The 20,616-nt window shown below is 59.2% G+C and carries 21 protein-coding genes; 12 read left to right on the top strand and 9 right to left on the bottom strand.

All coding sequences use genetic code 11. The annotated features are described in order from the left end of the window. Positions 1-12: 12 nt before the first annotated feature. Positions 13-255, bottom strand: a complete 243-nt coding sequence (locus tag ACQZ45_RS02545) for a YjhX family toxin (RefSeq protein WP_113291487.1) — start codon at positions 253-255, stop codon at positions 13-15. 298 nt (positions 256-553) lie between these two features. Here ACQZ45_RS02545 and ACQZ45_RS02540 point away from each other — a divergent pair, with 298 nt between their 5' ends. Beyond that, complete coding sequence (locus ACQZ45_RS02540; RefSeq protein WP_003512748.1) at positions 554-1,063, top strand: GNAT family N-acetyltransferase; 510 nt, start codon at positions 554-556, stop codon at positions 1,061-1,063. Here ACQZ45_RS02540 and ACQZ45_RS02535 read toward each other — a convergent pair. Further along, positions 1,045-1,377, bottom strand: a complete 333-nt coding sequence (locus ACQZ45_RS02535) for a DUF1294 domain-containing protein (protein WP_025593287.1) — start codon at positions 1,375-1,377, stop codon at positions 1,045-1,047. The two genes, ACQZ45_RS02540 and ACQZ45_RS02535, sit on opposite strands and share 19 nt — an antisense overlap. Positions 1,378-1,528: 151 nt before the next feature. Between ACQZ45_RS02535 and gatB the strand changes: the two genes are divergently transcribed. The 5 genes from gatB to ACQZ45_RS02510 all read left to right on the top strand — a co-directional run bounded on the left by gatB (position 1,529) and on the right by ACQZ45_RS02510 (position 5,253). Further along, positions 1,529-3,034: an Asp-tRNA(Asn)/Glu-tRNA(Gln) amidotransferase subunit GatB gene (gatB, locus tag ACQZ45_RS02530; protein WP_003512750.1), complete on the top strand. Its 1,506-nt coding sequence runs from the start codon at positions 1,529-1,531 to the stop codon at positions 3,032-3,034. A gap of 159 nt (positions 3,035-3,193) precedes the next feature. Further along, positions 3,194-3,691, top strand: a complete 498-nt coding sequence (locus ACQZ45_RS02525; RefSeq protein WP_003512751.1) for a GNAT family N-acetyltransferase — start codon at positions 3,194-3,196, stop codon at positions 3,689-3,691. Then, positions 3,688-4,161 carry a GNAT family N-acetyltransferase gene (locus ACQZ45_RS02520; protein ID WP_113157638.1) on the top strand — a complete coding sequence of 158 codons (474 nt, stop codon included), beginning with the start codon at positions 3,688-3,690 and terminating at the stop codon, positions 4,159-4,161. The genes ACQZ45_RS02525 and ACQZ45_RS02520 overlap by 4 nt, the downstream gene beginning before the upstream one ends. Before the next feature lie 109 nt (positions 4,162-4,270). After that, positions 4,271-4,669, top strand: a complete 399-nt coding sequence (locus ACQZ45_RS02515) for an NADH:ubiquinone oxidoreductase subunit NDUFA12 (RefSeq protein ID WP_013635978.1) — start codon at positions 4,271-4,273, stop codon at positions 4,667-4,669. Between the two features lie 146 nt (positions 4,670-4,815). Then, positions 4,816-5,253 (top strand): DUF2155 domain-containing protein, encoded by a 438-nt coding sequence (locus ACQZ45_RS02510; RefSeq protein ID WP_013635979.1) that lies wholly within the window; start codon positions 4,816-4,818, stop codon positions 5,251-5,253. A 16-nt stretch (positions 5,254-5,269) separates the two neighbouring features. On the opposite strand, the gene aat is transcribed toward ACQZ45_RS02510, so the two are convergent. The 5 genes from aat to ACQZ45_RS02485 all read right to left on the bottom strand — a co-directional run bounded on the left by aat (position 5,270) and on the right by ACQZ45_RS02485 (position 9,089). Continuing rightward, positions 5,270-5,884 carry a leucyl/phenylalanyl-tRNA--protein transferase gene (aat, locus tag ACQZ45_RS02505; protein WP_003512757.1) on the bottom strand — a complete coding sequence of 205 codons (615 nt, stop codon included), beginning with the start codon at positions 5,882-5,884 and terminating at the stop codon, positions 5,270-5,272. Between the two features lie 5 nt (positions 5,885-5,889). After that, complete coding sequence (gene accC, locus ACQZ45_RS02500) at positions 5,890-7,236, bottom strand: acetyl-CoA carboxylase biotin carboxylase subunit (RefSeq protein ID WP_013635980.1); 1,347 nt, start codon at positions 7,234-7,236, stop codon at positions 5,890-5,892. A gap of 12 nt (positions 7,237-7,248) precedes the next feature. Further along, positions 7,249-7,734 carry an acetyl-CoA carboxylase biotin carboxyl carrier protein gene (gene accB, locus ACQZ45_RS02495; RefSeq protein WP_003512759.1) on the bottom strand — a complete coding sequence of 162 codons (486 nt, stop codon included), beginning with the start codon at positions 7,732-7,734 and terminating at the stop codon, positions 7,249-7,251. A 25-nt stretch (positions 7,735-7,759) separates the two neighbouring features. Then, positions 7,760-8,197 (bottom strand): type II 3-dehydroquinate dehydratase, encoded by a 438-nt coding sequence (aroQ, locus tag ACQZ45_RS02490; protein ID WP_019565501.1) that lies wholly within the window; start codon positions 8,195-8,197, stop codon positions 7,760-7,762. Positions 8,198-8,321: 124 nt separating this feature from the next. Beyond that, positions 8,322-9,089 carry a DsbA family protein gene (locus ACQZ45_RS02485; protein WP_038490779.1) on the bottom strand — a complete coding sequence of 256 codons (768 nt, stop codon included), beginning with the start codon at positions 9,087-9,089 and terminating at the stop codon, positions 8,322-8,324. 171 nt (positions 9,090-9,260) lie between these two features. Between ACQZ45_RS02485 and ACQZ45_RS02480 the strand changes: the two genes are divergently transcribed. Further along, positions 9,261-10,418 carry a pyridoxal phosphate-dependent aminotransferase gene (locus ACQZ45_RS02480; RefSeq protein WP_041694532.1) on the top strand — a complete coding sequence of 386 codons (1,158 nt, stop codon included), beginning with the start codon at positions 9,261-9,263 and terminating at the stop codon, positions 10,416-10,418. Positions 10,419-10,447: 29 nt separating this feature from the next. Here ACQZ45_RS02480 and ACQZ45_RS02475 read toward each other — a convergent pair whose 3' ends face one another. After that, entirely contained in the window at positions 10,448-11,131 is a 684-nt protein-coding gene (locus ACQZ45_RS02475; RefSeq protein WP_038490782.1) for an ArsR/SmtB family transcription factor, read from the bottom strand. 74 nt (positions 11,132-11,205) lie between these two features. Here ACQZ45_RS02475 and ACQZ45_RS02470 point away from each other — a divergent pair, with 74 nt between their 5' ends. The 3 genes from ACQZ45_RS02470 to ACQZ45_RS02460 all read left to right on the top strand — a co-directional run bounded on the left by ACQZ45_RS02470 (position 11,206) and on the right by ACQZ45_RS02460 (position 12,746). Next, on the top strand, positions 11,206-11,532 hold the full coding sequence (locus ACQZ45_RS02470; RefSeq protein WP_111799027.1) for an NIPSNAP family protein: 327 nt from the start codon (positions 11,206-11,208) through the stop codon (positions 11,530-11,532). After that, on the top strand, positions 11,529-11,894 hold the full coding sequence (locus tag ACQZ45_RS02465) for an antibiotic biosynthesis monooxygenase family protein (RefSeq protein WP_097171845.1): 366 nt from the start codon (positions 11,529-11,531) through the stop codon (positions 11,892-11,894). Before ACQZ45_RS02470 ends, ACQZ45_RS02465 begins: the two co-directional genes overlap by 4 nt. A gap of 147 nt (positions 11,895-12,041) precedes the next feature. Beyond that, positions 12,042-12,746 carry an SDR family oxidoreductase gene (locus ACQZ45_RS02460; RefSeq protein ID WP_113291488.1) on the top strand — a complete coding sequence of 235 codons (705 nt, stop codon included), beginning with the start codon at positions 12,042-12,044 and terminating at the stop codon, positions 12,744-12,746. Between the two features lie 206 nt (positions 12,747-12,952). Here the strand turns inward: ACQZ45_RS02460 and ACQZ45_RS02455 are convergent, their stop codons facing one another. Continuing rightward, positions 12,953-15,910 carry a ribonuclease E/G gene (locus ACQZ45_RS02455; RefSeq protein ID WP_113291489.1) on the bottom strand — a complete coding sequence of 986 codons (2,958 nt, stop codon included), beginning with the start codon at positions 15,908-15,910 and terminating at the stop codon, positions 12,953-12,955. Between the two features lie 645 nt (positions 15,911-16,555). On the opposite strand from ACQZ45_RS02455, the gene ACQZ45_RS02450 reads away from it, so the two are divergent. Both ACQZ45_RS02450 and ACQZ45_RS02445 read left to right on the top strand, forming a co-directional pair. Then, the gene (locus ACQZ45_RS02450) at positions 16,556-17,827 is read left to right on the top strand and encodes an N-acetylmuramoyl-L-alanine amidase (RefSeq protein ID WP_025593308.1); all 1,272 of its coding nucleotides are present in this window, start codon (positions 16,556-16,558) and stop codon (positions 17,825-17,827) included. Positions 17,828-18,152: 325 nt separating this feature from the next. After that, a complete protein-coding gene (locus ACQZ45_RS02445) occupies positions 18,153-20,597 on the top strand; it encodes a penicillin-binding protein 1A (RefSeq protein WP_448742130.1) in 2,445 nt (814 codons plus the stop codon). The last annotated feature ends 19 nt before the right edge of the window (positions 20,598-20,616 follow it).

The raw sequence follows: 20,616 nt of genomic DNA, 5'->3' as shown, positions 1-20,616 counted from the left end.
GCCCGTTTGTTTTTATCGATTGTCCAGCTCACCCCGTACGAGTTCCAAGCCACGCGTCGTGATGCGGTAAGGCTTGCCGCCCGAGGAGGCGATGGCTCTCTTCCGTTTCAGTTTGCGGAAGGTGAGGAGATCGAGGCCGCTGAAAATCCAGCCGTCGCGCGTATAGAGCGCGAGTTTTTCGTCTCGAACGAGTTCGATGCTGCCGCCCTGGGCGAGCAGGTGAAGAATGCGCTGTTCGGCGCGGGAAATGTCCATTGTCGGAAATCCGGTCGGCGTCTTCTAGACGCATGAAAACAAGTCCGGGTGCCGTTAAGGCATCCAGGTCGGTTTCATCATGGCCCGGCGCGCAAGAAACTTGCGGGCAGGGCCGTTACCGGGACTCCGATTGAGCGAACATAAAAGCTCCTTGTTTGCTCTTTTTGGTTAGCGGGCGAGACCTGCGCGGTCAAGTCCCACGGGCATCACCCGACCGGGCGGGCAGGGCGGTGTGGAAACCGCACTGGCCGAATCGCACCGCCGGTGCTTTACTTCGTTGGGCCATGGAGGGCGCGGCTTGATCGTCATTCGCAATGCGCAGGAGCAGGAAGCGGAGGTTCTGGCAGCCATCGGCCTCAGGGCATGGCGGCAGGCCACAACGGCGCTCGGCATTACCGCGACGCTTTACGATAACGCAGCCAGTGCCTTTTCCAATTTCACCCGCTCGTCCTGGCTTGCCATCCGCGTGGCCGAGTTCGGCGGCGCGGTTGCCGGATGGGCGGCGCGGGAACATTTCAACGAGGCGATTTCCGATTTCTGGATCGATCCGGATTTTCAGCGCAGGGGTATAGGCAGCCTCCTGCTTGCGGATATCGAACGGCAGATATTGCAACGTGATTTCGAAACCATCCGGCTTGAAACCCATGCGCAGAACGAACCGGCGGTCGCCTTTTTCCGTCATCACGGTTACAGCGTCCACTGGCTCTCCGTCTCCTATGCGCCAAAGCTTGATCGCGACGTGCAATCCGTCGGCCTGCAAAAGCAGCTGGTCGAGGTCGAGAGCGGCCTTTATGGGCCGGGGTTCTGAGAGAGCGTCTGCAGGCCGGTTACAAGCCGTATCGGCCAGTCCGGCATGATGGCAAGGGACGCGACAAGGCCCACCTGTAAAATTACGATGGATATCAGGATGCTGCGGAAGGGTTCCTTGCGGGTTTTGTGGCGCAGCAGTTGTTGAGCCGAGACTGCGCCCAAGCTGCCGCCAATGAAAGCAAGCAATAACAGAGTACTTTCCCGAATGCGCCAGCCACCCTTTCTTGCGGCCTCCTTGTCCCACCAATAGACAAGAAAGACGAAAAGATTGAAGGCCATATAGGTCATGAAGCAGAGAGCGATCATGGTCATGACGTGAATAGAAACTGAGAACCGTAAAAAACGCGTATCCGGTTTCGGCGAAAATCCGGTGCCTGGCGCGACAGGGTGCAAGATGTCTTGCGCCCGCGCTCCATTTGTTCTACCCACCAAGGCCAAAGAACCCGTATATCGTGAGCTTCATATGACCCTTGTAGACGTGCGCACCCCCGACCCGAAACGCTTCATTCCCGGCGCCACCGGCGATTGGGAAATCGTGATCGGCCTGGAGGTGCATGCGCAGGTTCTCTCCAATTCCAAGCTGTTTTCCGGCGCTTCGACCACTTTCGGCAATGCGCCGAACTCCAACGTGTCGCTGGTGGACGCCGCCATGCCCGGCATGCTTCCCGTCATCAACGAGGAATGCGTCAAGCAGGCGGTGCGCACCGGTCTCGGCCTGAAGGCCAAGATCAACAACCGTTCGATCTTCGACCGCAAGAACTATTTCTATCCGGATTTGCCGCAGGGCTACCAGATTTCGCAGTTCAAGGACCCGATCGTCGGTGAGGGCATCATCACGATTTCGCTGGGTCCGGATCGTCAGGGCAATTTCGAGGATATCGAGATCGGCATCGAGCGCCTGCATCTGGAGCAGGACGCTGGCAAGTCCATGCACGACCAGCACCCGACCATGTCCTTCGTGGACCTGAACCGTTCGGGCGTGGCGCTGATGGAAATCGTCTCCAAGCCCGACATGCGCTCGTCAGATGAGGCAAAGGCCTATCTCACCAAGCTGCGGTCCATCGTGCGTTATCTCGGCACCTGCGACGGCAACATGGACGAAGGCTCGATGCGCGCCGACGTCAACGTCTCCGTGCGCCGTCCCGGCGAAGGTTTCGGCACGCGCTGCGAGATCAAGAACGTCAACTCCATCCGCTTCGTCGGCCAGGCCATCGAATATGAGGCGCGCCGCCAGATCGCCATTCTCGAAGACGGCGGTGTCATCGATCAGGAAACTCGCCTGTTCGATCCCGGCAAGGGCGAGACGCGTTCCATGCGCTCCAAGGAAGACGCGCATGACTATCGCTATTTCCCTGATCCGGACCTGCTGCCGCTGGAATTCGACGATGCTTTCGTCGAGGCGCTGAAGGTCGATCTGCCGGAACTGCCTGATGACAAGAAAGCCCGTTTCGTCGCCGATCTTGGCCTGTCGGTCTACGACGCCTCGATCCTCGTTTCGGAAAAGGCGATCGCCGATTATTACGAGTCGGTTGCTGCCGGCCGCGACCCGAAGGCCGCCGCCAACTGGGTCATCAATGATCTTCTCGGTGCGCTGAACAAATCAGGCAAGGACATCGAGACGACGCCGGTTTCTCCCGAACAGCTGGGCGGCATTATCGATCTCATCAAGGCAGAGACCATTTCCGGCAAGATCGCCAAGGATGTGTTCGAAATCGTCTGGAACGAGGGCGGCAACCCGGCCGAAATCGTCGAGACGCGCGGCATGAAGCAGGTGACGGATACCGGCGCCATCGAAAAGGCCGTGGACGAGATCATCGCCGCCAACCCAGATCAGGTCGAGAAGGTGAAGGCGAAGCCGGCGCTTGCCGGCTGGTTCGTCGGCCAGGTCATGAAGGCGACGGGCGGCAAGGCCAACCCGCAGGCCGTGCAGGCGCTGGTGAAGGCCAAGCTCGGCATCGAGGACGAGTAAGCGGACGCTGCTTCCCGTGCCTGTACAAAGGCATTGAAGTAGCAAGTTCTCATCCGTCATTCTCGGCATAAGCCCGAGGATGACGTCGAGCACTGGGACTGACATTGATTTATGCCGGGATCACGCCCGGCATTTCTGTTTCGAGACGGAGCAAACATCATGTTTTTTATACGCACGGCAAGCCAGCGCGATATCGAGCCGGTCCGGGCGCTTCTGGCTACCACCTGGCATGCGACCTATGACGCGATCTACGGCGCAGACAAGGTGAAGGAGCTGATTGCCGCATGGCATTCGCCACAGGCCATGAAGGACCGCATCGAGAAAAAGGGCGGCGAATTTCTGGTGGCCGATAATGGCCGGCAGATCGGCGGTATGGCATATGCTTCCATGTCTGCGAAGATGAGCAAGACGGCCCTGTTGCACCAGCTTTATGTCGGGCCCGAATTCCAGCGTCAGGGGGTCGGCCGCGATCTCTTCGCCGAGCTTGAAACCTGCTTTCCGGATGCGGAAATCATGCGTCTGGAAGTGGAGCCCAAAAATACTGTCGCAATAGCCTTTTATGAAGGCGTCGGATTTACCGAGGTTGACCGAATCGAGCGCATGGCGGGTATCGATGGTTTTCCCGGTATCGTCATGGAAAAGAGCCTGAAACGATGAATGCGACATTAGATACGCTGGTAATCCGCGCGGCACGGCAAGAGGATGTTCCCGCACTCGCGGCCATCTATGCCGCTGACGAAATCGGAGGCCACGGCGATACGACCGACGAATCGGCGCTGCCGGACTATCTCGCGGCCTTCCGCGATATCGAGGCGTCCCCCACCGAGACGCTTTACGTGGCGGAACTGGACGGCGAGATCGTCGGCACTTTCCAGACGGCCATCCTGACCAAGCTTATCGGGCGCGGCGCCAAATCCATGGTGATTGAAGCGGTGCAGACGCGGCCCGACATGCGCGGCCGTGGCATCGGCGCAGTCATGATCAACTATTGCCTTGATGAAGCGCGCGCCAGGGGCATGAAAGCCGTGCAGCTCACCTCCAACGTGGCGAGGCTCGATGCCCATCGCTTTTACGAGCGGCTGGGTTTCGAGAAGCGGCATTTCGGTTTCAGGATGAAGCTGAAATAGCGCGGATATATCGGGAAATACTGGACAATCGCCGTGAGGGGCGGCATAAGCTTGTCTTGTGCCGTGCACGGAAAATCGCTGCGGCGCATTCAAGCCCGAGGAACGCATAATGAAGACTCTCCTGACGCAAATCTTCACCTGGTGGAACGGCCAGACGATCGGAACGCGGTTTCACACCTGGCGTTTCGGCAAGAAGGTCGGACAGGACGAGTTGGGCAACACCTATTACGAAGGCGGCACCACCTCCTGGGGCATGCCGCGCCGTTGGGTGATCTATAACGGTTATGCCGAAGCTTCGGCCATTCCGCCCGGCTGGCATGGCTGGATGCACTACCGCACCGACGTGCCGCCGAGCCAGGAAACATACGTTCCGCGGGAATGGCAGAAGGCGCATCAGGCCAACCTCACCGGCACATCCAAGGCCTATCGCCCACAGGGATCGCTGGCGGTCGCAGGCGAGCGTCCACGCGTAACCGGCGACTACGACGCCTGGACCCCCGGCAACTGAGCAGGGGAAAAATGAGCATTGTGATGCGCGGTGTTGTGCAAAACGCCGCGCTTGGCACACGACCTCACCGGTTTTTGCCACATTCCGCCCTTACGCGTTGATCCGGTCGTCGTCCCGACACAGGCAATTTTTTGGAGACATATCGTATGAGGATATTCACGCGGGATCGTTCTTTGCGTGCGCTGACAGTCTCGCTGTTTGCAGCGGTCTCTGCTGTCATCCTCGTATCGCCCGTCTCCGCCGCCCGTCTCGAAAACCGCGTGGCAGTGTTTTCCGGCATCGACAAGATCACCGGCCGCATTACGTCTTTCGATGTCTATATCGACGAAACGGTTCAGTTCGGCGCACTCCAGGTGACGCCTAAGGTCTGTTACTCGCGCGACCAGACGGAAGCCCAGAAGATCGATGCTTTCATCGAGGTGGATGAAATCACTCTCGACCGCAAGATCAAGCGGATTTTCACCGGCTGGATGTTCGCCGACAGCCCCGGCCTCAATGCTGTCGAACACCCGATCTATGACGTATGGCTGACGGGCTGCAAGCAGGACTCCGAAGTTCCCGCTCCCTCAACGGCAAGCAAATAACGTAACGTTATGATTTTTAGAATTGCAGGTCTGGCTGGTTGACGGCCTGATCGAGCATTTTCGCATATTGCTGCTTCGGCACGTCGATCGCGCCGAATGTCTTCAGATGCTCGGTGGTGAATTGAGTGTCGAGCAACACGAAACCGCTTGCTCTCAGCCGCTCCACCAGATGCACGAGGCAAATTTTCGAGGCGTTGGTGCGGCGGGAAAACATGCTCTCGCCGAAGAATGCGGCCCCAAGCGATACGCCGTAAAGTCCGCCGACAAGTTCCTTGCCATCCCACGCCTCGACACTATGGGCATGGCCGATCTGGTGCAGTTCGGTGTAGAGTTTGCGAATTGTGGCGTTGATCCAAGTGCTCGGCCTGTCCGGCGCTTCGGCCGCACATCCTGCCATCACCGCTTCGAAAGCGGTATTGAAGCGTATCTCGAACGGCTTCTTGCGCATCGCCTTGGCGAGGCTTTTGGAAATGTGGAAATCGTTGAGCGGAATTATGCCGCGTATTTCCGGCTCGACCCAGAAAAGCTCGGGATCATCAGCCGAATCGGCCATCGGAAACAGGCCGGCGGAATAGGCGCGCAGCAATATATCGACGGTTATGCCGTTATTTTTGCTGCGCCGCCCAACCATATCTCTTAGTGAGACGCATCACCGGCCAGGTATTTTTCCAGCCAGTGAATGTCGTAATTGCCGCTGAGGATATCTTCGTTCTGAAGAAGATCCTGGAAAAGCGGGAGCGTGGTCTTGATGCCGTCGACGACGAACTCGTCCAGTGCCCGGCGCAGACGGCGGATGCATTCGTCACGGTCGCGACCGTGAACGATAAGCTTGCCGATCATGCTGTCGTAATAAGGCGGGATCTTGTAGCCCTGATAGGCACCCGAATCGACGCGCACGCCAAGGCCGCCCGGCGTATGGAAATAGGTCAACGTGCCGGGGGAGGGAACGAATGTGCGCGGGTCTTCGGCATTGATACGGCATTCGATGGCATGGCCATGGAATTCGATATCCGCCTGCGTCACCGACAGGCCCTGTCCCGAAGCAACCCTGATCTGTTCCTGCACGAGGTCCATGCCGGTGATCGCTTCCGTCACCGGATGTTCCACCTGAAGACGCGTGTTCATTTCAATGAAATAGAACTCGCCGTTTTCGTAAAGGAACTCGATGGTGCCTGCACCGCGATATTTCAGCTTGCGCATGGCGCTTGCACAAATTTCGCCGATCTTCATGCGCTGTTCAACGGTAAGGGCCGGGGAGTTCGCCTCTTCCAGCACCTTCTGGTGACGGCGCTGCAGCGAGCAATCGCGTTCGCCAAGATGAATGGCGTTGCCTTCGCCGTCGCCGAAAACCTGCACTTCGATATGGCGCGGCTTGCCGAGGTATTTTTCCATATAAACGGCGTCGTTGCCGAAGGCAGCTGCCGCTTCGGAGCGGGCCGTCGAGACCGCCTCGTCGAGATCCGCTTCCGTCTTCGCCACCTTCATGCCGCGACCGCCGCCACCTGCCGTCGCCTTGATCAGGACCGGGAAGCCGATCGTCCGGGCGATTTCGAGCGCATTCTCGGGCTTCACTTCGCCGTCGGAGCCGGGAACCACGGGAATACCGAGTTCCTGTGCCGTCTGCTTGGCGGTGATCTTGTCGCCCATAAGGCGGATATGCTCTGCGGTCGGTCCGATGAAGGTAATGCCGTGCGCGTCGAGGATATCGGCGAACTTGGCGTTTTCCGACAGGAAGCCGTAACCGGGGTGAACGGCGTCCGCACCGGTGATTTCGCAGGCCGCAACGATCTGGTGGATGTTGAGGTAGCTGTCACGCGAAGGCGGCGGGCCGATGCACACGCTTTCGTCGGCAAGGCGCACATGCATGGCGTCCGCGTCTGCGGTGGAATGCACGGCGACTGTCGGAATGCCAAGCTCCTTGGCAGCGCGCAGGACGCGCAGCGCAATCTCGCCGCGGTTGGCTATGAGGATCTTCGAAACCATGCTGAACCGCCTTTATTCGATGACCACGAGAGCTTCACCATACTCCACGGGCTGTGAGTCGTTGACGACGATTTCCACGACCTTGCCGGACTTCGGAGCCGGGATCTGGTTCATGGTCTTCATGGCTTCGACGATGAGGATGGTCTGGCCTTCCTTGACGGTCGCGCCCACTTCGACGAACGGACGTGCGCCCGGAGCAGGCGACAGGTAAACCGTGCCGACCATTGGCGAGGTAACGGTATTGGCCGGGTTGCGGGCAGGTGCTGCGGCGACCGCAGGTGCTGCCGGAGCGGCAACTGCCGCCGCTGCAGGGGCTGGCGCCGGTGCTGCGTAACCGGTGGGCGCTGCGGCATATACCGTGGTGGGCGGAGCGGCGCGGGAAACGCGGATGCGCAGGTCTTCCTGCTCCACTTCGATTTCCGAAAGGTCGGTATCGTTGAGGATATTCGCGAGCTCGCGGATCAGTTCCTTGTCGATACCCTGTTTCTTTTCAGACATGACAAACCCTATTCTTTGTTTCTTTTTATGCCGTGATGTTCTTCAGCGCGTGAAGCGCCATGATGTAGCCATATGGTCCGAAACCGCAGACCATGCCCTTCGCGGCGGGCGATACCATCGATTTGTGACGGAACTCTTCCCGCGCGTGGATGTTGGAAATATGCACTTCCACGACGGGCGTGGAAATCGCACGAATGGCGTCATGCAGCGCGATCGAGGTGTGGCTGTAGGCGCCGGGATTGATGACGACACCTGCCGCCCTCTCTCCCGCCTCATGCAACCAGTCCACGAGCACGCCTTCGTGGTTGGACTGGCGGAATTCCACAGCGAACCCGAGATCTGCACCAGCAGCAAGACAATCATTCTCGATGTCTTTCAGCGTCTTGCCACCATAGATACCCGGTTCCCTTTTTCCCAGCATGTTGAGATTGGGGCCGTTGATGACGATGATGATGTTGCCCATTCGTGTTTCCATAAGAAAATCAGCGACACCTATAGACTGCGCAGCCTTCAAGGAAAAGCCCCCGAAAGCCGTAAACAGCCGGCAGGCCCGGCATCCACAGGGAATGCAGCGGCTTTTTGCGGAATCAGGAGCAGGTGGCTTTTCCGCAGCTGCGCATATTGGCGATTTTTTCCTTCAACGGGTCCGCACCAACAGCGCCGAAAACGGCCTCGTTGCCGACGATATAGGACGGTGTTCCTGTTATGCCGAGGCTGTTGGCGAGCTTGTAGGTTTCCTGCACCTGCGCGTCGTTGGGATTTTCTGCCATCGATTTGCGGATGTCGGCTTCCTTGAGACCGAGCGACGTCGCGACTTCCATGGCGCTGTCTTCATTCGCCCGTCCGCGGCCGCCCAGCAAGGCGCGCTGGAATTCGGGATATTTGGCAGGCGCAAGCAGCTTGACGGCGTTGGAGACCCGATGCGCGGCGACCGATTCCGGCCCGAGGATCGGGAATTCCTTGAGCACGACGCGTACTTTCTTGTCCGTCTTCAGAATATTGTCCATGTCGCCCATGGCGCGTTTGCAATAACCACAATTGTAATCGAAGAACTCGACCAGCGTGACGTCGCCGTCCGGATTGCCGAGCGCCAGATCGTATTTCGATTCGAAGATGGTCTTCTGGTTGTCGGCCACGGCTTCCGCCGCCTTGGCGTTGCGGGTCGCATATTGCTTGCGTTCAAGCGCGTCCTGAACTTCAAGCATGATCTCGGGGTTCTCAATCAGATATTGCTTGATGAACTCACCCAATTCCTTCTTCTGCTTGTCATCGAGGGCATGGGCGGGCAGAGAAGCGAAAGCCATGGAAAGGGCCGTTACGCTGGCGAGAAGGGTTGAACGGAGAAGATGCGCCATATCGGTCCTCATACTGTGCGGCCAATGCCTCATGAATGTTATGATGCAATTACCTTACTTTAAGCCAAATGCCATACGCCAAAAATAGTTGTCCGCATTATGGTCGCACGATTGTGAAGCGTGTGATTCTGGGGCAAGTCTCTGAAATACGGTTCAGGAAAGAGCATGCCCTTGATAACGATGTCGAAGCGGAGCGCAGTCGAACCCTTTCACGCCATGGATATTCTGGCGGAGGCGAACCGGCGACGGCAGGCGGGACGCCCCGTCATTTCCATGGCGGTTGGCCAGCCTTCCCATCCCGCACCGAAAGCCTCTCTGGCGGCCGCGCAGGAGGCGCTGAAGCATGGGCGGATCGGCTATACCGATGCGCTGGGCCTGCGTGAACTGCGCGAAGCGATTGCCGGCCACTACCGGCTGCGCCACCAGGTTATCGTCGATCCGGCGCGCATTGCCGTTACCACAGGGTCTTCTGCCGCTTTCAACCTCGCCTTCCTCAGCCTTTTCGATGCCGGTGATCATGTCGCGATCGCAAGGCCCGGTTATCCCGCCTATCGCAATATCTTGAAAGCGCTTGGCCTCAATGTCGTGGAAGTGCCGGTAACGGCGGAAACCGGCTATACGCTGACGCCTGCCAGCCTCGAGCGGGCGGAAACCAGGGCGGGTTGCAAGTTGAAGGGCGTGCTCCTGGCAAGCCCGGCCAACCCAACTGGCACGGTCACTGGCCGCGAAGCGCTGAAACGGCTGGCAAACTATTGTGAAAGCCGGGATATCGCCTTCATTTCCGACGAGATCTACCACGGCCTGACTTTCGTCGGCGAGGAAACGAGCGCGCTCGAACTCACCGACAATGCCGTCGTCATCAATTCCTTCTCGAAATATTATTGCATGACCGGCTGGCGCATCGGCTGGATGGTCTTGCCGGAAAAACTCGTCCGTCCGGTCGAATGTCTTGCTCAGAGCCTGTATATTTCACCGCCGGAACTATCCCAGCTGGCGGCAACCGCAGCCTTTTCGGCGGCGGAGGAACTGGACGTCTACCGGGAAAGCTACCGCACCAACCGCGATTTCCTGATGACTCGCCTTCCGGAAATCGGCCTGCCGCTGGCGTCTCCCATGGATGGCGCATTTTACGCCTATGTCGATACCAGCCGCTTTTCCAATGACAGCATGGATTTCGCCAAACGCATGCTGGCGGAAATCGACGTGGCGGCGACGCCCGGCATGGATTTCGATCCAGAGGAGGGCCACAGGGCGCTGCGCATTTCCTATGCGGGTTCGGTGTCGGATATTGCCGAGGCCGTTGGGCGCATTGCTGGTTGGCTGAAATAAGCCCTCGGTTCTTCTCCCCTTGGCGGGGATCAGGCGGGCGAGCAACCAAAGGTGCTGGCAAAGGCCTTTTCACCCTTTGTGGTGAAGGTCAGCACGCGCCCGTTTCCTTGCCGCAGCCAGTCGCGCTGCTGCATGGCTTTAAGAAGCGATGCGCCGAGCCCGCCGCCGAGGTGGTGACGACGTTCGCTCCAGTCCAGGCAATGCAGGCAAACCGGGCGCCTTGCCTTTTCCAGCGGCGAAAGATCAATGCCGAAGCTCGAGAAGAAATCCCGCCCGCTATCCGTAAGTGCGGGATCGTCGCCTGACGTTACGAGACCTTTTGCGGTGATAGTCGAAAGCAGTGCCACGCCGCTTTCTCCGGCCAGATGATCGTAACAGATGCGCGCCTCGCGAAGCGCGGTGTCCTTTGGTCCGGTACGCACGCGCACGGCCCCGGTGCGCTGCGCAAGTCCCATCAGCGCTTCAAGAACCTGCGCCACATCCGCGTCGGAAAGCCGGAAATAGCGATGCCGCCCCTGTTTTTCCGCTTTGAGCAATTGGGCGTCGGAGAGTTTTGACAGATGCCCGCTGGCGGTCTGCAGGGTCACGCCGGCGGCTTCGGCAAGCTCGCTTGCCGTCAGCGCGCGTCCGTCCATCAGCGCCGTCAATATGTTGGCGCGGGCGGGGTCGCCGATCAGGGCGGCGACATTTGCGATCAAGGGTCCGTCTTTCATAGTTCGATGATAGCCGAAGCATTGATGTGAGGCAATGGCGTAGACAGGGAAGGCAGAACACGAGGAGACTGCCGATGCTGACCTGTTTCATCCGTTACGAGATCGACCCCTTCAAGGTCGATTCTTTCGATCAATATGCCCGCAACTGGGGTGAGGCGATACCGCGCTGCGGCGCCGATCTGATCGGCTATTACGCGCCGAAAGAGGGATCGAGCACTATTGCCTACGGCGTCTATAACATCGAAAACCTTGCCGCGTACGAAGCCTACCGGGCGCGACTTGCCGCCGACCCGGCAGGGCGGGAAAATTATGAATTCGCCCGGCGCGAGCAATTCATCCGCCGTGAGGACAGGCTGTTCCTGAGGCTGGCATCTGCGCCGCACGGCGGAGCCGGACGATGATCGCCGTCATATTCGAGGTCTGGCCGGCTGAGGGCGAAAAACAGCATTATCTCGATATTGCCGCCAGCCTGCGCGCCGAGCTCGAAACCATCGACGGCTTCCTGTCCGTCGAACGCTTTCAGAGCATCAGCAATCCCGACAAGATGCTTTCGCTGTCATTCTTCAGGGATGAGGAGGCGGTGAAGGCATGGCGCAACACCGCGCCGCATCGAGCAGCACAGTCGCTGGGACGGTCCGGCGTCTTTTGCAATTACCGCCTGCGTATCGCCACCGTGATGCGGGACTATGGTTTGAAGGAGAGGGAGGAGGCCCCGACCGACAGCAGACAGGTCCATGCGGCGGATGATCAAGTGCGGCGTTGACGGGCCTTCAAATCAGTTTTTCTGCAAGCCGGTCCAAGGCTTTCTGGTTCGAATTCGCTGCCAAAACCCGCTATAGATGGAGCGGGTTATGGATGGAGAAGGGCTGCCACGCGGCGGTCCGCCCGATTGGACATGGAGAGAAGAACGATGTCGGCAGAAAAAGTGGCGATTGTGACGGCAGGCGGCAGCGGCATGGGCGCGGCCGTGGCGAAACGTCTAAGCGCTGATGGTTACAAGCTCGCGATCCTGTCGTCCTCCGGCAAGGGAGAGGCGCTGGCGAAGGAACTGGGCGGCATCGGCGTCACCGGCTCCAACCAGTCCAACGACGATCTCAATCGACTGGTGGAGCTGACGCTCGAAAAATTCGGACGTATCGACGTTCTCGTGAACAGTGCAGGCCATGGCCCGCGCGCCTCCATCCTCGATATCACCGATGAGCAATGGCACACGGGTCTCGATGTCTACCTGATGAACGTCATCCGCCCGACACGGATTGTGGCTCCATTCATGGTGAAACAGAAAGCCGGGTCGATCGTCAACATCTCGACTGCCTGGGCTTTCGAGCCGAGCAGCATGTTCCCGACTTCTGCAGTGTTCCGCGCCGGCCTTGCTTCCTACACCAAGATTTTTTCCGATACCTATGCGGTCGACAATGTGCGCATGAACAATGTTCTGCCCGGTTGGATCGATAGCCTGCCAGCCACGGAAGAGCGCCGCCAGGCTGTGCCGATGCAGCGTTACGGAACGAGCGACGAGATAGCCGCAACCGTTGCCTTCCTCGCCTCGGAAGGTGCGGGTTACATCACCGGCCAGAACATCCGCGTCGATGGTGGTCTGACACGGTCTGTTTGACGATTGGCATATCGGGCTTCCGTCACCCCGGACTTGGTCCTTTGCCAACGCAGTCAAGTCCTTGATCGCGAGAGATTTCTTTCACGGCGCAGACGCGCCGTGGCTGGATGCCGGATTGATTACGGAATGAGATAAACCTAACATCCGCCAACAAAGCAAAACGCCCGCAACATGGTTGCGGGCGTTTTTCGTTTCAGTGTCTTCTATCAAAAGAAGCCTTTGCGCTGCCACCAGCCGCCCTTGCGCGGCTTCGGCTCGTCGCCGTCAGGGTTGGCGGGCGTGCCCGACGAGGTCACGACCGGCTCCGAATTCGAGACATTGCTGCCCCGGTTCGCGCGAACCTTTTCTTCCGCCGCGGGTGCTACGGCTTCCGAACCCAGATCGGCCGAGGCTTCACCCACTTCGTCGAGGGCGACATCGACGACGGTTTCCACAACGACTGCGGGCTCGATGATCACCGGCTCGACCGTTTCAACGGTTTTGGCCGCGACTTCAGCCTGCGGTGCCGCTTCAGCCGGCGGTACGTCTTCGGTCTTGGCCTTCGCCTTGCGGGTGCGGCGCGGTTTCTTCGGGGCTTCCGCGTCCACAACGTCCGCAACCACACCTTCCACCACTTCGGCAGCGGTCGGCTCTTCGGTTACGGATGCTGCGGCGGAAACCTCTTCGCTTTCGCCTTCCGTTTCGCCTTCTTCGCCGGACTCATTGCCTGCGGCATCGAGAGCCTCGTCTTCAGCACGGTTGCGACGGCCGCCACGCTTGCCACGACGGCGACGCTTGCGCTTGCCTTCTTCATCAGAGTTTGCAGCTTCGTTCACACCGTTTTCATCAGCGTCGTCTGCGGCTTCATCGGTTTCGACGCCATCTTCGTCGTCCGCATCATCAGCGCCGGTGTCATCGCCAGCCTGCGCATCAACTGCACCGTTCTGGTCGTTCTGTCCGCCCTTGCCACGACGGCGACGACGACGCTTGCGCTTGCGCTTGCCGTCTTCACCATTGTCGCCCTGCTGCTGTTGCTGGCGCGGCTCGCTGGCCTGCGCCTTGACGATTTCTTCCTCTTCTTCGTCCTCTTCCACCTCAACAACGAAATCGTCTTCCTCTTCCACGAAGCTCGGGAGCATCTGGATAAGGCTTTCGATCTTCACCGGATTTTCAACCGCTTCACCACGATCGATGGCGAAATGCTGCGCGCCGACGCCGGCATCGGCCGCAATGATGATCGCCACACCGAAGCGGCCTTCATAATCGACAATCGTGCCGCGCTTGTGGTTGAGCAGGTAGAGAGCCGTTTCCGGCGTGCAGCGCACGGTGATGTTGTGGGTCGTGTTGCGCAGCAGATATTCCTCAACGCCGCGCAGCACGTGCAGCGCGATGGAGGATTCGGAGCGAACGTGACCCGTGCCGCCGCAATGCTGGCAGACCTGCGTGGTCGATTCCAGCACCGAAGCGCGGATGCGCTGGCGCGACATTTCCAGAAGACCGAAATGCGAGATACGGCCGACCTGGATGCGCGCCCGGTCGTTTTTCAGGCAGTCCTTGAGCTTCTTCTCGACGGAGCGGTTGTTGCGCTTTTCTTCCATGTCGATGAAGTCGATGACAACAAGACCGGCAAGGTCGCGAAGACGCAGCTGGCGAGCCACTTCTTCCGCCGCTTCCAGATTGGTCGTCAGCGCCGTTTCTTCGATAGAATGCTCGCGGGTCGAACGACCGGAGTTCACGTCGATGGCAACCAGAGCTTCCGTCTGGTTGATGATGAGGTAACCGCCCGATTTCAGCGTAACCTGCGGCTGCAGCATGCGGTCGAGCTGGGCTTCGATGCCCGAGCGCGAGAAGATCGGGTGGATGTCGCGGTAAGGCTGAACCACCTTGGCGTGGCTCGGCATCAGCATCTTCATGAAGTCTTTTGCTTCACGGTAGCCTTCTTCGCCCGAAACGATGATCTCGCTGATATCCTTGTTATAGAGATCGCGGATCGAACGCTTGATGAGCGAGCCTTCCTCGTAAACGAGGCAGGGGGCCGTGGAGTTCAATGTCAGCGTGCGGACGTTTTCCCACAGGCGCATCAGATATTCGAAGTCGCGCTTGATCTCGACGCGGGTGCGATTGGCGCCTGCAGTACGCAGAATGACGCCCATGCCCTGCGGAACTTCCAGATCGCGCGCGATTTCCTTCAGGCGCTTGCGGTCGGTCGGCTGGGTGATCTTGCGGGAAATGCCACCGCCGCGTGCGGTATTCGGCATCAGCACGGAATAACGGCCGGCAAGCGACAGATAGGTGGTGAGTGCGGCACCCTTGTTGCCGCGTTCTTCCTTGGCAACCTGCACGAGAAGGATCTGGCGGCGCTTGATGACTTCCTGAATGCGGTACTGCTTGCGCGGCTTGCGGGCAACGCGATCGGGAACCTCTTCCATGGCGTCTTCGGCGCCGACGGATTCGATCACTTCCTTTTCGTGATGATCGTCATCATCGTCGTCGTCATCATCGTCATTGCCACGGCGAAGACCCTCGACTTCCTCGGAAATCGTATCTGTATCGACCATGGCAGCCATTTCGCCACCCGTGCTGCCGTCTTCTTCGGAAGAGGCCTCAACAGTGGTGTCGGAAACGGCTTCTTCTTCCGCTACCTTCTTCTTGGCGCGGGGGCGGCGGGTACGCTTCTTCGGTGCTTCTTCCGCAACGGCCTCGACGGCCACAGCAGTCACATCTTCGGATACCTCTTCGGCAGCGGCAGCGGCAACGGTTTCGTCCACGACCACGGCGTCAGTCGTCTCGCTGACGGCAACGATGCCGACATCCGGCTGGTCCGCCTGCGACAGATCGACAGCCGGTGCGCCGGGCTCGGGGGCGTCAGCCGATTCAAAGTCGTCGCTGCGGCGATGATCCTCGGCTTCCGCCTTGAGGAGCGCCTGACGGTCGGCGAGCGGGATCTGGTAATAGTCAGGGTGGATTTCCGCAAAAGCGAGAAACCCGTGGCGATTTCCACCGTAATCGACGAAGGCCGCCTGAAGGGAGGGCTCAACCCTCGTGACCTTGGCAAGGTAGATATTGCCGCGGATCTGTTTCTTGTGCTCCGATTCGAAGTCGAATTCCTCGATCCGGTTCCCACGGACAACGACTACGCGTGTCTCCTCTTCGTGGGAGGCGTCGATAAGCATTTTGTCTGCCATGTAAGCTGTGCTCCTCGGCGCAGCCTTGTTTTATACGAGAACAGGCCCGCCACACGGACGAGCCTTTCATATGAGTGCAAGGATGTGCCGGAAATGAAGTCTCCAGCCGGGCCTCTGTAAACTGGCAGCATCCGGACCGACGGCGAGGCGCTTGGCCTGCTCCTGGTATCCGGTTCATATGAAAACTGCTGCGACATCATTGGCCAGGCGGAACGACAATAATATATAGACCCCTTGGGGTCCGATGAATTTGCTCTCCTCAGAGCAGCGGTGGCATTGCCACCGGGTAGGTCTCCGGCCACGGCCGGAATTGATCCAGTTTCAGGATAAATGTAACGACGGCAGATGATTGCCCGTTTTGCAGCGCCAGCGTCTTTTTCGATTGGCAGCCGGCGGGCATCTATCCCGTCAACACTTTTAACCCTCATCCTTGTTGTATGTTTTCTCTGTCATAATAGCAATAGGCTGGCTAAATATGCCATATTGTTGGTGGAATTTCCGGGTTAACAATTGGTTCACCAACGCCTGCGATTGTGGGGCGCAAACGCACAAACACGCGTCCGGCGTGGCCGAAATTACGACGTTCCCGGCACTTTGCCGCACCATTTATGAAAAATGACTGAAATACGGAATTTCTTGAAGACCATGAATTTCACGCGCAGCGCAGCGATATTCGATGGGGCAGGGCCGCTTGGCGCGCGAATCGCGCGGCTTGCGGGTGCCCTTGTCTTGCCGGTTGTCTTTTCGGTCGCCGCATTCGTCTCCTGCGTTCCACAGGCCTTCGCCGTGGAGCCGCTCATCGCCAATCAGGCACGCATCATAGGCGACGAGGCGCGCACGCGCATCGTTCTCGATTTTGCCGAGGAGCCGGAATTCGACATTCACTATCTCGATTCGCCCGCCCGCATCGTCGTGGACTTTCCGGCGGTGAATTTTGCGTTCCCCGCATCGGCTCTGGCGCCAACCGGCCTTTTCTCGGACATTCGCTTCGGTAGCATGGGGCAAGACAGCGCCCGCATCGTGCTGACGGCAAAAAAACCGGTTCAGGTGGCGGTTGCCGAAACCAAGAAGGGCGAGGACGGCACATCGTTCCGTTTCGTCCTGGATGCGGAGATCACCACCAAGGCCAAATTCGCCGAACTGGTGAAAGAGCAGCAATGGCGCGCGCCGGCGCCGGTCTCGACAGCGGCGATCACGCCTGACGACAAGACATCGCGGCAAACGGATTTCGTCATCGCTGTTGATGCCGGCCATGGCGGCATCGATGCCGGCGCTTCCGGCGGCGTAACCGGCACGGAGGAAAAGGTCATCACGCTGACCTTTGCCAAGGAACTTGTGGAGCGGATGAACCGGGAGCCCGGCATCAAGGCGTTCCTGACGCGTGATTCCGACACGTTTCTCGCTCTGTCCGAACGGGTCACGATCGCCCGGCAGAACAACGCCAACCTGTTCATTTCATTGCACGCCGATACACTGAAGCAGAAGGGCATCCGGGGGGCGACCGTCTATACATTGTCAGACCGCGCCTCAGACCGCAGGGCGCAGGAGCTGGCCGAGCGCGAAAACAAGTCCGACCAGATTGCCGGTGTGGCAGCCTCCAGCGAGCCGCCTGAGGTGGCCGATATCCTTCTCGATTTCACCCGGCGCGAAACGCAGGCCTTTTCGGTGACGCTGGCAGAAAATATCGTATCGTCCTTCGAGGGACAGGTCGGCCTCATCAACAATCCGCATCGTTATGCCGGTTTCATGGTGCTGCGCGCCCATGACGTGCCATCGGTGTTGCTGGAACTCGGCTTTCTCTCCAATCCGGAAGATGAAAAACTCCTTCTTGATGCGGAATGGCGCAAGAAGGTCGCCGATACGCTAGCAACTGCGGTCGGACGATACCGCACCAAGGCCATGGCGAACGGCGGCTGAAGGCCCGGGCGGGCGAGCGGCGCCCCGTTGTCGCCGTGCCCCTTGCTGCCGAAAAGCTGTTCAATTCTTGGGCCTTGCGGACGATTAGGTTGGTGAAGCCCTATTTTACTCACATTCGCCGCGTTATTGCGGAAGCGGATTCTGTGGTGATCCGCCATTGCGGCTGGAACCGCAATTGCGGCAGTCGGCCCGGTAACATATCAGCGAATGCTGTCGTTCCGGCTTGTCATCGAAGGTATGGTGTGCAAAACGGCACGCGATATGCAAGGATGCGCCCGTATCATCGGGCGTTGATGGTTACGATTCGAATTATCGGTAGCTTGGTATGATCAGACTGATTGGATATTTTTTCGGCTTGGCCAGCGTGCTCTTCCTGTGCGCCGCCGCCGCCGGTGCAATTTATTTGCACGGCGTGACGAAGGACCTGCCGGATTACGCAGTTCTGAGCACTTATGAGCCGCCGGTGACGACCCGCGTGCACGCCGGCAACGGCGCGCTCATGGCGGAATACGCCCATGAAAAGCGCCTGTTCCTGCCGATCCAGGCTATCCCGGACCGTGTGAAGGCAGCTTTCCTTTCGGCGGAAGACAAGAATTTCTACAACCATCCGGGTGTGGACATCTGGGGTCTCGGCCGTGCCGTTCTCGTCAACCTCCAGAATATCGGCTCCGGCCGTCGTCCGGTCGGCGCGTCCACAATCACCCAGCAGGTGGCAAAGAACTTCCTGCTCACCAACGACCAGACCTTTGACCGCAAGCTCAAGGAAGCGCTTCTGTCCTTCCGCATCGAGCAGACCTATTCCAAGGACAAGATCCTCGAGCTTTATCTCAACGAGATCTTTTTCGGTCTGAATTCCTACGGTATCGCCGGTGCGGCACTCACCTATTTCAACAAATCGGTCACGGAACTGACGATCGCGGAAACCGCCTATCTCGCATCGCTGCCGAAGGGTCCGGCCAACTACCATCCGATCCGCCGCGAGAAGGCGGCGCTGGAGCGCCGCAACTGGGTGATCGACCGCATGGCCGAGAACGGCTACATCACGGTCGGCGATGCAGAGGATGCAAAGAAGCAGCCGCTTGGCGTCAATCTGCGCCGTGGCGGCGCGCATATCTTCGCGTCTGACTATTTCGCCGAGGAAGTCCGCCGCCAGATCGTCGAGAAATACGGCGAGCAGGCGCTTCTTGAAGGCGGTCTTTCGGTTCGCACCTCTTTCGATCCGCAGATCCAGATGGAGGCGCGCAAGGCGCTTCAGGACGGTCTGGTGCAATATGACGAGCGTCGCGGTTTCCGCGGACCCGTCGAAAAGATCGAGACAACCGGTGACTGGACTGCGGCGCTCGCCAAGGTAAAGGGCCTTCGCGACGTTCCCGAATGGAAGATCGCGGTTGTCCTCGCCGTTGCTGCCGATGGTATCGATATTGGCGTGCAGGTCGACCCCGATGCCGAGGATGGCGACAAGCGCACACGCGGCCATATCTCCGCTGAAAACATGCGTTGGGCCTATCGCGATGCCACAGGCAAAAAGCCGACGGCTAAGTCGCCGGTTGGCGTACTGGCTGTTGGTGACGTCGTTTACGCACAGCCGCTGTCCGGTTCCGGCAACGAATATCGTCTGCGCCAGCCCCCGAAGGTGCAGGGCGGCATGATGGTGATGGATCCGCACACTGGCCGCGTTCTGGCCATGGTCGGCGGCTTCTCCTACGCGCAGTCGGAATTCAACCGCGCCACGCAGGCGATGCGCCAGCCCGGCTCCTCCTTCAAGCCGTTCATCTATGCGGCTGCACTCGACAACGGCTATACCCCGGCCTCGGTCATTCTCGACGCGCCAATCGAGGTTGTTTCGGGCGGTCAGGTCTGGAAGCCGCAGAATTACGGCGGGGGTTCCGCCGGTCCTTCGACCCTGCGTCTCGGCATCGAAAAATCCCGTAACCTCATGACAGTGCGTCTGGCGCAGGACATGGGCATGAATCTGGTGGCTGAATATGCCGAACACTTCGGCATCTACGACAAGATGCCGCCGCTTCTGGCAATGTCGCTCGGTTCGGGTGAAACAACCATCATGCGCATGGTCTCGGCCTATTCTGTGATCGCCAATGGCGGCAAGCAGATCAAGCCGACGCTGATCGACCGCATCCAGGACCGTTACGGCAAGACGATCTTCCGGCATGAGGAGCGTGCCTGCGAGGGCTGCAACGCCACCAGCTGGCAAAATCAGGACGAGCCGGTCATCGTTGATAACCGCGAGCAGGTTCTCGACCCGATGACCGCTTACCAGACGACCTCCATGCTTGAAGGTGTCGTGCAGCGCGGCACGGCGGCGGGCAAGATCAAGGTCGATCTGCCGGTTGCTGGCAAGACGGGCACCACCAACGATGAAAAGGACGCCTGGTTCGTCGGTTACACGCCGGACATGGTTGCCGGTCTTTATATCGGCTTCGATTCGCCCGCACCGCTTGGGCGCGGCGGCACCGGTGGTTCGCTGTCGGCACCGATCTTCGGCGAGTTCATCGCCGATGCGGCCAAGCACCTGGAACCGAGCAAGTTCATCGTGCCTGAAGGCATGAAGTTCATCGCCGTCAACCGCAAGACCGGCATGGCCGCTTCGGAAGGCGAACCTGATACGATCATGGAAGCCTTCAAGCCGGGCACCGGCCCGGCCGATACCTTCTCGGTGATCGGCGCGGAAGGCATGTCGCAGGAGGATATTCTGAAGACCTCGCCACAGGCCCAGCAGGCCATCACCGGCGGTGGCGGCGGTCTTTATTGATACCAGTCTTATGTTTGGC

The sequence above is a fragment of the Agrobacterium sp. 16-2014-1-2a genome (genome assembly GCF_053522705.1).
Note: the sequence above shows the minus strand (reverse complement) of the source record. Positions and strands in the feature narration are given on the sequence as shown.